This window comes from Methanobacterium sp., from assembly GCF_038562635.1.
Classification (GTDB): domain Archaea; phylum Methanobacteriota; class Methanobacteria; order Methanobacteriales; family Methanobacteriaceae; genus Methanobacterium_D.
On record NZ_JBCFBO010000001.1, the window covers coordinates 1340247 to 1355395 of the forward strand.

Sequence of the window (15149 nt, forward strand, 5' to 3'; positions counted from 1 at the left end):
ATTTATTTATTAGAAAAAAATAAAAAAAGAAAAATTAAGGATTACAAACCTTACAAGGCACATAACCTGCGTTTATTGCATCCTGTCTTGAATTAAAATATACTTTATGAGATGGACTCATTTTGGTAACCCAATAACAATCTGCATAATGGAATTTTCCAGTATTTGAATTTGCCACATAAGCAGCACTTGCAGATGTTGTACTACTTGAACTACTGCTGTGAGAACTCGATGAAACACTATCTGACTTGGATTTAGAATTTGTAGCAACCGAAGAAGTAGTATTAACTGGTTCTGTTGGTGACGTAGCAGTATATGAAGAATTTGAATCGTTTGAAGATGTTTGTGTATCATTTGAACTTGTACATCCCGATATTCCCACAATTGCCACTATCAAAATTAAAACCAAAATTGGTGCTAATTTTTTCATATTTTTCATATATTTATCCCATTTTAATCTCAGATTTAAAAAAATGAAATTAATTAAGGCCTGCAGATTTTACACGGCCTGTAACCGTGTGCTCTAGCTTGTGCCTTAGTTTTGAAATATATTCTGTTGCAGCGTTTTATTTTCTTCACGTAGCGGCAGGTAATCTTGTGATAGACATGAGAATGAATACTGGCGGCATAACGGTATTTATAAGCCGCCGAAACGGTAGGCGTGCTAACCGGCTGAGCCGTTATCTGTGAATTTGAAGACGCATTCATTGGTTCAAATACAGTCAAAAATGCAATTACGAAAATTAAAGTACTTAAAACTGCAAGTATCCTTTTATCCACTAACTTCACCCCATTTATGCCCATAAAGATCATTTTCTACAGTACATAATAATAATATTTACTATAATCCTAAAAATAGAAAATTTTATATCTTTAATTCTAAAATAAAAAATTTTAATATTATAATATAAAAATTAACATAGTATATTTAACTAAAATAATAAAAAAAAGTTTATTAAGTTATTTATTAATCAGTAAACTGCACTAAAAAACTAATTAACATTCTCTACTGTTTTTCCATTTACTATTTATTTTCGGGGAAATCTATGCACTTTTAAATGGTCCAGCAGCAGATAACTACTTTTTTAAGTTATAACTTATAACAAGTCAGAATAAATTTTATTATTAACCCACCATATAAAAAATCAATTAAAAGTGAGATTAACCACTATAAAGAACTAAAATCTATTTCATTATTTAAACAAAAAATTATTGGAGTTTATTCTTAAAATTGAATATTTTGAACCATTTTAAGAGCATAAATTCCAACCGCAGAAAGTATTACTATAACTAATACATGGTTGACTGGCATAATATTTATTTCCTAAGTTTTCTAATTAATCCATGGAACATTCTACTATTTATTTATTTTTTCCAATTTTTTACCAAATTAGCCCAGTAAAATACGGATAAACCCGACTAAATATACCAGTAGAAATACAATACTTGCTGCAAATAAACCAATGAACATGTATTCCATATTTTTTTTCTCATTTGCATCTAAACTTTCTGGTTTTTCCTCTTCTATATCTTTTTCAGGTTTTTTGACCCTTTTCTTTTTCTTTGCCATGATCATTTACTCCATTTTAAACTTTCTAACCATTTTAATTCAATTATTACACCATCAAAAAAAAGTTTTTTAAAGGTAAAATTTTCATCTCACTTCAAACCATCATAAGTTTAGATTTAAATATGTCAAAAAGTATTAAAATATTTTAAATAATTATTCGAAAATAGAACGAAAAAATATCGTTACTATTTATAATATATCCCACAGACAACAAAGCCCACCAGTACAAGGGCTAGAACTAAAAAATACGGATATAATTCCAATATAGGGGCAGTATCCATTCTTAAAACATCTTGAAATATAGAACGGGAAGTAAATTGAACTCCAGTACTTAAAAAGATCATCATCCCATTTAACTTCAATCTTTTTTTCTCTTTAAGGATAGCCACATACTCTTCATCGAAATTTTCCTTCGGAGTGCTGCCTAATAATCCTGATCCAAGTTTATAGACCTGAGATATTTGTAAAATATTTTTATAGTTCTTCCTATATTTGCTAGCTGCTTTACGCCAGCTTTCTCGTTTAGACTCCTGACTGCAGTTCTTATCATCAGGATGACAGTACTTCTGATTGGGTGATCTAACTTCAAATGGATCACCACACCACTTACAATATCTTATTACAGTGAATTTACCCATAAAATGCACCTAAATTTGAAAAAAATAAAATATCTAAAATTTTTATTATTTAAGATTAAGATATGATTCAAACTGATTTCATATATAACCATCATAAATTTATGTTTAAAATATTAAAAAAATATTACTTAAATTTATGAAATTTAACTGATTTTTTATTTCAAGTTTTTGAGGACTTTTTTTCTGTTAAAAGAACATTGACCCTTTTGGTTACATCATGGAAATCTTTTCTGAATTTTTCAAGTCGTGCTCTTGATTCACTTAATTTTTTCTGTGATTGCCCATTTAATCCTTCTTTTGCTGCATACAGCGATTCAGAGTTGATAACTACAATCTCCTGCATGTTAATCAAGATATTTAAAACCTTTTGTTTTAGTGAACTGCACCGGGATGGAGAATTTAACTTTTCAAATTCATAAAATATAACTTCTATTTCTTTTCTAATAATATCAAGCTTCTTAGAAGCTTCTGAGTTGCTAATCTTCCCTTGAGATTCATTATCTATTATTTCTTTAAGTAAAAGCAATAATCCTCCAGTTTCATCCATACATTTTGCACTCTTCTTTAAAAATTGCCTTTTAGTCAATTCCATCATAGATATACCTCATGAAAAATTTAGGTATTAATACTATGTTTTTTAAGATAGAAAAAAATTTACAATTTTACTAAAATCAGTGAAAATATATACATGTCAAATATGGCTTACTGCCTCATCAAACAGAATCATAGACTTTTCTAAAAGCAAATTAAGAGCATAATCACACTTATGATATAGATCAAGGACATAATAATGCCTATCATCATTTCCCATTAAAATGAGAGGATAACTTCTGCAAACATGAGGCCTGCTGTCATATATTTTACATCTTTTTGCACCATGGAATTTACAGGGGAGATCTTCTTTAAACCGAAAATGCCCAGGATATTCATCATTATCTACTATTTCGTATTTTAAATCAGGATTAAACCGTAATAATATTCCCAATTCATCTTTATGTATAAATATAGGTGATGACTCCTTGCAGCAAGTCCCGCAGTGGCTGCACCACTCAGGATGAGCTGCTGCAATTTCAAAATCAGAAGGGCCGCCGAAAATCTCTAAACTTATCATACCTGCAAATTCAATTATTTCTTTAAGATCCTCTTTTTTAATCCCGCTGTATTTTTTAATTGATCTCTTTTTTCTAAGCCTTTTTAATGCCGATTTTTCAAGCATCTTCTTCTTTAATTCAATATTTTCGCCATAACCCTCTTTTTCTAAAACTTTTTCCTGAATCTTTTCAAACAAGTCCCTATCTATCAATGTATCCCTTAACATATAACTCACCATTAATTCATGATTATGCGAAAACAATGAACAATTCACTGAATTTAATGGTTCCAAGTCTCTTCAAATTTTCCGAATTATTTTACTTCAAGACGCTGCAAGAGTTCCAATATAGTTAGCACCGAATACTGAATTCAAATATCATAATTCAATTTATCTTTAATAATATCATAATTTACTATTTAACCAAAAATAGAAATTATTATTAATATACAAAACGCAATTTTTAATTTTACGCCAACCAATAAATATTGTGTTTTATTTAGAGTAAGGAATGGTAAAATAAAAAACAGAACCTTTACCTAACTCGGATTCAACCCAAATACGTCCCCCATGACGTTCTATGATCCTTTTAACTATGGATAAACCAATTCCTGTTCCGTGATATTCATCCATAGTATGCAACCTCTGGAATATTACAAAAATACGTTCCATATACTGTTTTTCTATCCCAATACCATTATCTAAAACTGAAAAAACATGTTCTCGAGTTTTATCGTCTTTTTTAGCAGAAATATGAATTTCCGGAGGCATCATTTCTTTTTTAAATTTAATAGCATTACTTATGAGGTTTTGAAATATCCTTTGGAGCTGCCCTGCATCACACATTACAAAAGGTAGTGAATTATAAGTAACTTTTGCATTATTTTCTTTAATTGAAAATTGAAGATTATCAATAGCTTGATTCAATATAAATTCACTGTTTACCCGCTTAAATTCATTTTCTTTTGTTGAAATACGTGAATATTCAAGTAAACCTTTAATCTGTTCTTTCATTCTAAGTGCAGCTTCAACTATATAATCCATGAATTCATCCGCGTCAGAGTCAAACTTGCCCTTATAACGACGTTCTAAAAGCTGAGTAAAACTTGCAATAGTCCTGAGAGGTTCCTGTAAATCATGAGACGCTACATAAGCAAATCGCTGTAACTCTTCATTAGATCGTTTTAAATCACCAATTGTCTCTTCAAGCCTGTTTTTGTATTTTTTTAATTTATTTTTTGATCTAAAGCCCGTTAAAGCTTCTATAATTGCAACTGACAAAGATTCGATAATTTCAATGTCTTCTAAACTATAGTTTCCTTTTTTATTAGCTAAAACTATTAATCCAATTACTTTATCGCCCTGTTTAAGTGGAACACATAAAAAAGAATTTACCAGAGGGTGCCCTTCAGGCAATCTATTTTTATCATAATTTAAATCATTTATAATTAGCGGCTCTTCTTCTTTTATGGCCATTTTTAAATAACTGTTGATTTTCATACTTGTAATGGATTTATGAATTTTAGACCGATGAGTTTCATATAATTTTCCTGCAGAAGAGCTCATAATTATATTACCTAACCGCCCATCATCATTAATTTCGGCTATAAAACCCATTTCACTACCAATTAACTGTTCTGCTACCCTGATCCCCACATCTGCAACTTCTTCTTCAGTTTCACTGGTTAAAGACTCTCGAAATATTTTATTAATTCCATTTAATACAGAATACTGCAGTTTAATTTGATTTTCTGCCTTTTTTCTTTCACTGATATCACGTGAACCAAAAACAGCGCCTTTGACTCGATGTTTTTCATCAAAAAATATATTACCTACTATCTCTAGCCAAATATAATGCCCATCAGCATGTCTAAACCGAACTTCCATCCTTTTAGGTCTCATTTCCATAAAACTAATTTCAACAGTACTTTTAACCTCATCTAAATCATCAAAATGAACATAGTCAAATATTGATGTTCCAATGAGTTCTTCTGGCCCATAACCAAGTAACATCTTACCAGAAGGACTGACATACTGAATAATTCCATACATATCAGTTTGACTCACCATATCTACCATATTATCCGTAACCATGCGCAAATGCTTTTCACTGTCATTTAAAGCTTTTTCGGACTCCTTACGTTCAGTGATATCTCGATTAAAGCTGCCAATTATTACCCCTTTTTCGGTTTTTATGGGAAAAGTTATAGTCTGTAGAAATCTGTGTTCACCCTCATCTCTCTGAATTTCATTATCTTCCGGTTGATTTACCTGCGGAATGTTTTTACTGTTCAACAATTGATTTATTTTTGATTTAAGCCCACCATATATTTCAGAAGTTTGTTTTTCTTCTGGAATAATCATATACTGCACATCCCAAATGAAATTGCCCATTATATTTTCCCTTTTAAGTCCGGTTATCTGATTAAAAGCATTATTACATTCGATAATAGTCCCATGCTCGTCTGTTATGATTATTCCATCAGAAAGTTGTTTGATGGTTTCACGAAACTTCTCTTCACTTTCTTTTAAGGCTTTCGCATTTTGCGATGCTACAAATGCTTTATGTTTAATGGCATTATAAGCTTCTTCAAGTTCTGTGGTTCGTTCTTTAACCTGTTTTTCCAGATTGTTACGTGCTTTTTCCAGTTCACTTGCAATCTTTGATTGAGATACCCCAAATTCTTTGATTGCTTTTTCCATTTTTTTACGTTTGGTAATATCTGTATTAATTTCCATGTAGCCCGTTGGTTCATCATTTTCATTTTTTTGTAACTCCCACCGGCTTAAAACAATTATTTTTTCACCATCACGCCTTGTATGAGTCACTTCACCTTCCCAATGTCCATTTTGGAAAAGTTTACGGAATATTTCCTTTAAGGACTCTGAAAAATCAGCTTTAAGCAGATTATGAGATACTTTACCGTAAGCTTCTTTCCTCATCCACCCGTATCTTTCTTCTGCACCATGATTCCAAAATATGATCCTGTCTCCCATGTCACGGACTATAATTGCATCACGAGTAAGATCAAGTAAATCAGCCTGTTTCTGTAATTTTTCTTCCATTTTTTCTTTTTCAGTTATATCCGTGCTGATTGTAACAAGTGTATTACTGTCAGACAAATAGGTAGAAACTGAATAATATTTATTTAACGGTTTAAAATAAGTCTTAAATTTTCCACTTTTACCAGATCTTGCAATTTTACTGGTCATTTTAGAGTGTAAAAATAGGGCATCATTATCACATAATTCAGTTATTGTTTTCCCAACTGCATTTTCATAGGATATAAATTCATTGATTACTGACGCATTGTTTATATATCTAATACGTAAATTCACAACTTCATTAAGTGCATCGCGTATTAATTCATAAACGATAACTCCATCCTGTAAATTATCAAAAATCTGAAAATTCACATTGGATTGAATATCCCCTGGATTATTATTAGTATCTATCATTTATATCCTCATGGGAAAATATATAATAATCAATGCTATTTTTTAACTATTATTATTATGTTTTATTATTAAAATATAACTGACAGTACCTGTAAATTCATATGAATTCTTTATTTCATATTATGTTATCATAATTTACTATTATTTTTATACTTTGTCCCAAATTAGTGTGAATAATTTTATTTTTTTTTATTAGAGTTAGTTCCAATAACCCAGTACTAATAAATCTTGATATTAATCAATAAAATGTTATTATACTTACTAATGTATTTCCGATTTATGTAAATAATCAAAATTATTGGAATGTATAATGTAAAACATTAAATTAAAAATAGACTCTAAAAATATTCAAATAGGTAAAAAGATTTGATATATTTTCGTGGTTTTCAAATATTCCATAAATAAAGATTCTTTATTTTTTAACTGCCATCCAGTACTGAAAATCCATTTATAGTAGAAAATATTATATTTTTTAACCGCACAAGTTAAGATTCTAATTAACTTTATAAAATTAAATCCGCAAGATGTGGATGCTAACTTAATAAAAGCTTGAGTTGAACATGGTATGCTTAAAAAAATTGGTTTAGCTATTATAATTATCATAACTTCGTTCATGGTTTATAGTTTAATTGAACCTTACTGGATTCAAATTGAAGAGGTCACGATAGAATCAAATCAAATTCCTGCCCAGTTTGATGGTAAGAAAATTATTTTTATATCGGATGTCCACATGGGATCATGGCCATTTTTTGACCAAGAAAGAACACAAAATTTGGTCAATGAGGTAAATGGATTGCATCCAGACATGGTTTTACTTGGAGGAGATTATGTAAGCGACGAACCTCCTTATGTCAATTCTTCATTTACAGAACTTTCCAAATTAAAAGCACCTTTAGGTGTTTACTGCGTTTTAGGAAACAATGATCCTCGGAATGAATCTCTTGAAGCTATTAAAAACACCAATATCACATATATTGGTAATACAGGCCTCTGGATTGAATATCATGGAGCAAAGATTAGAATTGGTGGTGTGGGTGACATACAGACTGATACCCAGGATCAAGACTCTGCAGTAGGTAATGCAAATAAAAACGATTTTATGATACTTTTATCTCACAATCCTGACTTTTTCCCGCTGGCTGATAAATCAAAAGTAGATCTCATGCTTTCAGGGCACACTCATGGAGGGCAAATAACCTTTTTCGGGCTTTGGACTCCAGTTACACATTCCCAATATGGAAACAAGTATAGAACTGGAGTAATAAAAGAAAATAACTCTACACTGGTTGTAAGTAATGGTATTGGCACAATTACATTGCCTATGAGGTTCTTTGCACGCCCTCAGATTGTAGTAATAGATTTAAAAAGAACTTAATGTTAAGCATGTATTAATCAAATTTAAACTCAAAAAATAAGAAAATATTGATAGAATCTCCTATCAACTATTTATTGCTGTCCAAATATTAAACTTTTCAAATAGTCAAATGCAGATTGTAGATAACTCATTATTTGACCTAATATTCCACCAGATTGAGACAGCTGCCCTGTAACATTTTGTAGTTGTGATTTAAATCCTGCCAGTTCTCCCTGTACCTGTTGTGAATTCGATATTGTATTTGCAATTTCCTGTGCCTGTGAATCACTGATATTGATATTCAGGTTATTTGCAGTGTTAATTACAATTACTTTAATCTGACTTGCATTTTGTAAATTTTGATTTTGAACTTCATTCTGGACTTGTTCAAAAAGATTAGCTATTGTATCAGGACTTTGACCGGTCTGGTTTGCTATCTGAGTTTCTGTGTATAATGTATCTGTTGCAGCTTGTTTAGCACTGTCAGGGATTTGAGCACCTACTGCAAGTTCGTAAGATTTTAATACACCTGCTAAAGCAGATTCTCCAGAGGATACAACAGGAGAAGTAACTACTACATATCCATTATTAATTCCTAAAGATTTTAGTGCATTTGCATACATCTTAGGGGTAACAACATTTATTTTACTGCTGTCCACTGTGACATTAATTCCATTGCTATAACTCAAATCCACCATAGCACATGAGTATATCTGACTTGAAGAGTAAGTCCTTCCAGTTATATTTTGAGAAATTTCGTTAACTTCAGATGCTGTAATAAGCTTGGTAGTAGCTGTGCTTAAATTTTTATCAGTATGAGACTGGAAATAGTCCATTACAGAATTTTTATATTGAGAATTTGAATTTGTAGCTACGCCTATGGTTACTGCAAATCCTGAAGCACCATATATTGGGCCTATAGTCATTAATACCAGCAGAATCACTGCTATATACTTTTTCATTTAACCACCTCAAATTCAACCTTTAAAAATCTCTGATTTTTAATGCCAGAAAAATCTTCAATTTTTCGACGGCTTTTTTCAGAGAAAAAAGGATTGATCAAAAAATCCTACAGAACTTTCGTTCTGTGGCCCAGAAAATTCTATGAATTTTCGACGGCCTCGCTCAAAAATAAAAACTTTCGAAAATCTATGATTTTCGATGTTTGTGAAGCTTTGCTTCACAACCGTAAAAACCTTCGGTTTTTACATGCCCCAAAATTCTTTGAATTTTGAGGGATTTTTTCGCTGCGGAAATCATGATGTAGTTGTTTACCAAATTTTTCTAATTATAATTCAATGACCTTTAGCACATCCCATGATATAAACTTTTACCAAAAAAAAGAAGTATTGGTTGTTAAATTCAGAAAAAAACCATTCATATCCATAACTCAATTACAATATCATGTTAACTAATTCCGTTAAAATTTCTATAATATTTATTTTAAAAGCACGACTCTGCTTTCATATGCTTTATCTTTAATCTCCAAACCACACTTCTCTGCTACAGAACCTGCAAAATCGTAAATTTCCTGGTTTGAAGGCATATTTTCAAAAGTCAGCCTTTTTCTGGAGTATCCTACAAACATATATGCTTTAATTTCAACGAAATCAGGATTAGTCCTTTTAATTATGTCTGCATATTCGTCCACATTTTGCATATTGTATCCTTTTACACATGTCATTCTCAGAACTTTCCTGCAGTCAAAGCTTGAAAGCAAATCAAGACTTTTATTTAGGTTATCCCATCCATTTTCTACCTGAGGATCGCATAATTTGTTATATATCTCTTTATTAGGAGCATCAAGGGACACGTAAAGCTGGGTTGGTTCTTCTTTGAGATTTTCCAATTTTTCAGGTGTCATCCCATTTGTAACCAGGAATGTGGTGAAATTTCTCCTGTGGAATTCTTCTATCAGGTCATCTATTTTGGGGTACAGCATTGGTTCACCAGCAAGTGAAATCGCTGCATTATTTGGATCCTGAGATTCCTGAAGTTTTTTGGGGTTTGCTTTTTCATTTCCAAAAAATCCGCAGAGAAGATTCCTCTGGGCATCAATGCAGCCGTCAATAATTTCTCCAGGTTCATCAAAATCTCCTTTCCATTGTGTTTGCGTAACTGAAAGATCTCTCCAGCAGAATAAACACTTTTGATGGCAGAAAGGAACACTTGGAGATATTTGCAAGCATCTGTGGCTTTCTATACCATAAAATTTCTGTTTATAACATACTCCCTCATCAAGTATGCTCTTTTTAGTCCAGTGGCATACTTTAGCTGCAGAATGTTTATTATTTCCTACAAACCGGTATCCCATTTTTTCAAGTTTTTTGAGGTTTTCAGCGTTTAATGACATTTTAATCCTGCTTTAATTAAGTGTTTATTGATAATATCTGATTTGATTATTTTACTCATAAATAAACATATTCTAAATCAATTACTGTTCTAGAAGTATATGAAATATTATTCGCGTCTATTTTATATTTGAGTTATTTTACTCACATATCATTTTGCAATGTATAAATTTTTTCAATATCCAAAATAATTTTCATATTACAACACCGTAAAGTTTTATGATTTTATTCAAATTAAAACTGCTTTTTTTGTTAAAATTAAACATAAAAGTAATATAAATTTAGGTTAAATTTCAAATATTTATTATTTTTTGTATTCAAGATATAAGACAGCTTTATACTGTATAAATCCATTAAGATCGCTTTTTGTTAGAATTAGAGCTAGAATAATATTTATTTACTTAAATAGAGCTTAGAATTAACGTACATCTAATTTAATAAATCACCCACCCCAAGGTAACATATTAAACGTTTATGTTTTAAGGGAATGAGGTTTTATGGAAGCCATTCTACCAAAACGAGGAAGTAAGTTTCCTTCTTTAAGATACCTATTTTAAATTAACTTTAAGCTCGCTTTAAATCTAAAAAACAACGGTATAAAGGCTTTTTTCCGACAAAAAAATCAAAAGATTTATATATGCTGTAGGTTGATTTTTGTATTGTCCAAAACGTTCCAAGTAAGTACATCTAGTACTATGGGACACGGAGGCGGTACAATTAAGCGACAAAAATTGTGCGCATTGCTACTAGTAGTAGGTATGGCAGTGGGCATTTGCCCTTCAATAGCAGGGGCATCAGACCAAAATGCATCGGACAATAATGCACAAATTGGTCTACAAGAACATACAAACGTTTTAGAAGTAAATGCTGCTTCTACCATAAAAGTTAAAGTTTGGTATAAGCACTGGTATAAATCCCATGGAAAATGGAGATATGTATGGAAATATTACTACAAATACAAAACCAGTACAGCTAAAGCAGCATCAAGTTACAGTAGCTCGTCTTATACATCAAGTGGTAAAGCAGATACTTTCAGCGACCCTAAATTAAACTCCATAATGAAATCAGCCGCAGGATACGGCTACAGAAGTGGAGTAAGCACTGCCACCGGCTTAGTTAAATATAAAGCTGGTGATTGTTGGGCATATAGTGCATATTTAGACTCTAAATTCAAAGCTGCAGGATACAAATCAAGGGTAATTCAATACGCGACAAGTTATTCCAGCAGGCACAGATCAGTACAGTTATATCAAGGAGGGACATGGAAAACTGTTCCTTACAGGGCATACGGATACAATTATTTAATTGTATAATCCAGTTCAAACTGTAATTTCGAATTTACTTCACTTTAAAATCGTATTTTAGTCCTTGAAACAGGGAAAATAAAGTTTTAAGGGCTTTTTTTAATTTTAGTTTTAACATATCCTAATCAAATTATTTTTTTTGTATAACTTTATAATTACCAAAATATTTTTATATTCTGGACATAGAAATAACATCAATACTATATTTGCTTTTTTGGAGGCTAATCATGAACGAAATTAAAGAAACTCCAATTGTAATTTTGAATTTTAAAACATATTTAGAATCTACAGGAGAAAATGCTCTAAAACTTGCTAAAAGTTCAGAGATGGTTGCAGAAGAAACTGGTGTAAACATAATGGTTGCACCTCAATATGCAGATATTTACAGGATTGCTCACGAAGTGGATATTCCTGTTTTAGCCCAGCATATTGATACAATTGATGCAGGAGGACACACAGGCAGTATTCTACCAGAATGTGTAAAAGAAGCTGGAGCAGTTGGTACTCTTATAAACCATTCAGAAAGAAGGGTAGAACTTTTTGAAATCGACGCTGCAATTAAAAAAGCGGATTCACTTGGATTAAGTACCGTTGTTTGTACAAATAATATAGAAACAAGTTCTGCGGCTGCTACGTTAAATCCTGATTTTGTAGCTATAGAACCTCCAGAACTTATAGGATCGGGAATCCCTGTATCCAAGGCTGAACCTGAAATTGTTGAAAAAACTGTAGAAAGTATCCACAACATCAATCCAGAAGTAAGAGTACTCTGCGGTGCTGGGATATCAACAGGAGATGACCTGAAAGCAGCGATAGATTTAGGAAGTGAAGGGGTACTTCTTGCATCCGGAATAATTCTTGCAGATGATCCTAAAAAAGCGCTTCTGGATCTTGTAAGTAAAATATAACGGAAAAATAAAATTTGATAAGTCAGTTTACAGCTAGCTATCAAAATAAAAAAAATTACAGCAGTACTTATTCATGTAAAGTGAATATAAATTAATATATAAAAAAATTAAACTGGAGAGAAAAAATGTCCCTTCCATTTTATACCATAGATGACTTTAATTTAGAAGATAAAACTGTTCTTGTGAGAGTTGATATAAATTCGCCTGTAGATCCAAGTACAGGTTCTATTTTAGATAACACAAGAATAAAATTACACGCCGAAACCATAGATGAAATTTCCAAGAAGGGTGCAAAAACAGTTGTGCTGGCTCATCAAAGTAGGCCTGGAAAAAAGGACTTTACTACACTCCAACAGCATGCAAAAGCACTTTCAAACATTTTAAATCGTCCTGTGGATTATATTGATGATATTTTCGGCACGGCTGCAAGGGAAGAAATAAAAAGAATGAAAAAAGGAGATATTCTCCTGCTTGAAAATGTCAGGTTTTATTCTGAAGAAATCTTAAAAAGAGATCCTAACCAGCAGGCCGAAACACACATGGTTCGTAAACTATATCCCATTATTGACATCTTTATAAACGATGCATTTGCAGCTGCCCATAGATCACAACCTTCACTGGTTGGTTTTGCGGTGAAACTGCCGTCAGGTGCAGGTAGAATAATGGAAAAAGAACTTAAGTCACTTTATGGCGCTGTTGATAATGCTGAAAAGCCTTGTGTTTATGTACTGGGAGGAGTGAAAGTAGACGACTCCATAATGGTCCTGGAAAACGTTTTAAGAAATGGCAGTGCAGATTATGTACTTACAACAGGTCTTGTTGCCAACATTTTCCTGTGGGCTGCAGGAATAAATCTAGGAAAATATAACGAAGATTTTATTATAAATAAAGGATACATTGACTTTGTGGAAAAAAGCAAACAGCTGCTTGAAGAATTTGATGGGCAGATCAGGATGCCTGATGACGTTGCTGTTTGTGTAGATAATGTAAGAGTAGAATACTGTACTAAAAATATTCCAAACAAACCAATATATGATATTGGAACCAATACCATCACGGAGTATGCTAAATTTATAAGAGATGCCAAAACTATATTTGCAAATGGACCTGCAGGTGTTTTTGAGCAGGAAGGTTTTAGCATTGGTACAGAAGATATTCTAAATGCAATAGCATCCTCTAATGGATACTCAATAATTGGAGGGGGTCATTTAGCTGCTGCAGCTAATCAGATGGGTTTATCTTCAGGAATAACCCACATAAGCAGTGGCGGCGGAGCCTCTATAAATTTACTTGCTGGTGAAAAACTTCCTGTTGTTGAAATACTAACTGAAGTAAAAATGAAAGGTAGAAAATAGTAAACCTTTTATTTTATATAGATTAAATCTTAAATATATATCTCAATTTGAGAGAAATTTTAAACTCCATAGTAACTGTTTAATCATGGATTAAAACTTAGATGAACTGACTTTCTCTTTAATTATTCAAAAAATAAAAAATTTAGATTTAATCGCACATAGTATTATATACTATGAAGATCTAACGATTTGTATTCGCCGGGTGGTACTACCACAAACTATTTAAAGGAATAGACTTATACCTAAAAATGCCTCGGTAGCTCAGTCTGGTGGAGCGCGAGACTTGTAATCTCGTGGTCGCGGGTTCAATTCCCGTCCGGGGCTTTAGGTTACAGGAAATACAACCTAAACGAATTCGATGTGGGACCATAGGGTAGCTTGGTCGATCCTTTGGGCTTTGGGAGCCTGAGACTCCGGTTCAAATCCGGGTGGTCCCACTCAAATATCAATATGCAGCTGGGAGTCGATGATTATATCTTTATCCCGCCTTAGCTCAATTTGGCAGAGCATCGGACTGTAGATCCGAATGTTGCTGGTTCAAGTCCGGCAGGCGGGATTTTGATTATTAATAAGCTCCAAAAAATAGATAACGGAAGACAAAAATTGGATAGAAATAGAAAAGTATATAAGTAAGTATACGTATACCCAATTATACTCTCATTCTTAGCTGCCCTGGTGGTGTAGGGGCTATCATGTGGGCCTGTCGAGCCCACGACTCGGGTTCAAATCCCGGCCAGGGCGTTATCATTGAGGGCCCGTAGCTCAGTCTGGCAGAGCGCTTGGCTTTTAACCAAGTGGCCGCGGGTTCAATTCCCGTCGGGCCCGTTCTTAATTTTTTTACTGGAGGATAAAGTGTGAAAAAAGATATCTTAAAACACAAATTAGTTCCAGAACATACTATTTTGTCAAAATCTGAAATAACTAAAGTAATGAAAGAGTTAGATATCCACCCTGAACAGCTTCCAAAGATCAAACAGGACGACCCTGTTTGTAAAGCAATTGAAGCCAAAACAGGAGATATTTTGAAAATAACACGTAAAAGCCATACTGCCGGCAAGTTTGTTACTTATCGACTGGTATTAGATTAATTTTATTAGTTTTTGGGGTTGAATAAAATCTT

General features: G+C 32.4%; 14 protein-coding genes and 5 tRNA genes. 11 read left to right on the plus strand and 8 right to left on the minus strand.

Annotated features, from left to right (window positions below):
* Positions 1-34: 34 nt before the first annotated feature.
* A complete protein-coding gene (locus AAGU07_RS06680; RefSeq protein ID WP_342458353.1) occupies positions 35-439 on the minus strand; it encodes an Ada metal-binding domain-containing protein in 405 nt (134 codons plus the stop codon).
* 89 nt (positions 440-528) lie between these two features.
* Between AAGU07_RS06680 and AAGU07_RS06685 the strand changes: the two genes are divergently transcribed.
* Positions 529-690, plus strand: a complete 162-nt coding sequence (locus AAGU07_RS06685; RefSeq protein WP_342458354.1) for a hypothetical protein — start codon at positions 529-531, stop codon at positions 688-690.
* A 700-nt stretch (positions 691-1390) separates the two neighbouring features.
* Here the strand turns inward: AAGU07_RS06685 and AAGU07_RS06690 are convergent.
* The 5 genes from AAGU07_RS06690 to AAGU07_RS06710 form a co-directional block, all read right to left on the minus strand.
* The gene (locus AAGU07_RS06690; RefSeq protein ID WP_342458355.1) at positions 1391-1570 is read right to left on the minus strand and encodes a hypothetical protein; all 180 of its coding nucleotides are present in this window, start codon (positions 1568-1570) and stop codon (positions 1391-1393) included.
* 185 nt (positions 1571-1755) lie between these two features.
* Positions 1756-2208 (minus strand): hypothetical protein, encoded by a 453-nt coding sequence (locus tag AAGU07_RS06695; RefSeq protein ID WP_342458356.1) that lies wholly within the window; start codon positions 2206-2208, stop codon positions 1756-1758.
* 160 nt (positions 2209-2368) lie between these two features.
* The gene (locus AAGU07_RS06700; RefSeq protein WP_342458357.1) at positions 2369-2803 is read right to left on the minus strand and encodes a hypothetical protein; all 435 of its coding nucleotides are present in this window, start codon (positions 2801-2803) and stop codon (positions 2369-2371) included.
* 96 nt (positions 2804-2899) lie between these two features.
* The gene (locus tag AAGU07_RS06705) at positions 2900-3526 is read right to left on the minus strand and encodes a YkgJ family cysteine cluster protein (RefSeq protein WP_342458358.1); all 627 of its coding nucleotides are present in this window, start codon (positions 3524-3526) and stop codon (positions 2900-2902) included.
* Positions 3527-3793: 267 nt separating this feature from the next.
* Positions 3794-6757 carry a PAS domain S-box protein gene (locus AAGU07_RS06710; RefSeq protein ID WP_342458359.1) on the minus strand — a complete coding sequence of 988 codons (2964 nt, stop codon included), beginning with the start codon at positions 6755-6757 and terminating at the stop codon, positions 3794-3796.
* 565 nt (positions 6758-7322) lie between these two features.
* On the opposite strand from AAGU07_RS06710, the gene AAGU07_RS06715 reads away from it, so the two are divergent.
* Positions 7323-8132 carry a metallophosphoesterase gene (locus tag AAGU07_RS06715; protein WP_342458360.1) on the plus strand — a complete coding sequence of 270 codons (810 nt, stop codon included), beginning with the start codon at positions 7323-7325 and terminating at the stop codon, positions 8130-8132.
* Positions 8133-8203: 71 nt separating this feature from the next.
* Here AAGU07_RS06715 and AAGU07_RS06720 read toward each other — a convergent pair whose 3' ends face one another.
* Together AAGU07_RS06720 and twy1 are read right to left on the minus strand one after the other, a co-directional pair.
* Complete coding sequence (locus tag AAGU07_RS06720; RefSeq protein WP_342458361.1) at positions 8204-9073, minus strand: DUF1002 domain-containing protein; 870 nt, start codon at positions 9071-9073, stop codon at positions 8204-8206.
* 476 nt (positions 9074-9549) lie between these two features.
* Complete coding sequence (gene twy1, locus AAGU07_RS06725; RefSeq protein ID WP_342458362.1) at positions 9550-10464, minus strand: 4-demethylwyosine synthase TYW1; 915 nt, start codon at positions 10462-10464, stop codon at positions 9550-9552.
* 657 nt (positions 10465-11121) lie between these two features.
* Here twy1 and AAGU07_RS06730 point away from each other — a divergent pair.
* The 9 genes from AAGU07_RS06730 to AAGU07_RS06770 all read left to right on the plus strand — a co-directional run bounded on the left by AAGU07_RS06730 (position 11122) and on the right by AAGU07_RS06770 (position 15117).
* Positions 11122-11775 (plus strand): hypothetical protein, encoded by a 654-nt coding sequence (locus tag AAGU07_RS06730; RefSeq protein ID WP_342458363.1) that lies wholly within the window; start codon positions 11122-11124, stop codon positions 11773-11775.
* Positions 11776-11993: 218 nt separating this feature from the next.
* Positions 11994-12674: a triose-phosphate isomerase gene (gene tpiA / locus AAGU07_RS06735; protein ID WP_342458364.1), complete on the plus strand. Its 681-nt coding sequence runs from the start codon at positions 11994-11996 to the stop codon at positions 12672-12674.
* 125 nt (positions 12675-12799) lie between these two features.
* Complete coding sequence (locus AAGU07_RS06740) at positions 12800-14029, plus strand: phosphoglycerate kinase (protein ID WP_342458365.1); 1230 nt, start codon at positions 12800-12802, stop codon at positions 14027-14029.
* Between the two features lie 250 nt (positions 14030-14279).
* A tRNA-Thr gene (locus AAGU07_RS06745) sits at positions 14280-14353 on the plus strand.
* Positions 14354-14391: 38 nt separating this feature from the next.
* Positions 14392-14466: transfer RNA gene (locus AAGU07_RS06750), tRNA-Pro, on the plus strand.
* A gap of 45 nt (positions 14467-14511) precedes the next feature.
* A tRNA-Tyr gene (locus AAGU07_RS06755) sits at positions 14512-14585 on the plus strand.
* Between the two features lie 113 nt (positions 14586-14698).
* Positions 14699-14770: transfer RNA gene (locus AAGU07_RS06760), tRNA-Asp, on the plus strand.
* A gap of 10 nt (positions 14771-14780) precedes the next feature.
* Positions 14781-14854, plus strand: a tRNA-Lys gene (locus AAGU07_RS06765).
* 29 nt (positions 14855-14883) lie between these two features.
* On the plus strand, positions 14884-15117 hold the full coding sequence (locus tag AAGU07_RS06770; protein ID WP_069582777.1) for a DNA-directed RNA polymerase subunit H: 234 nt from the start codon (positions 14884-14886) through the stop codon (positions 15115-15117).
* The last annotated feature ends 32 nt before the right edge of the window (positions 15118-15149 follow it).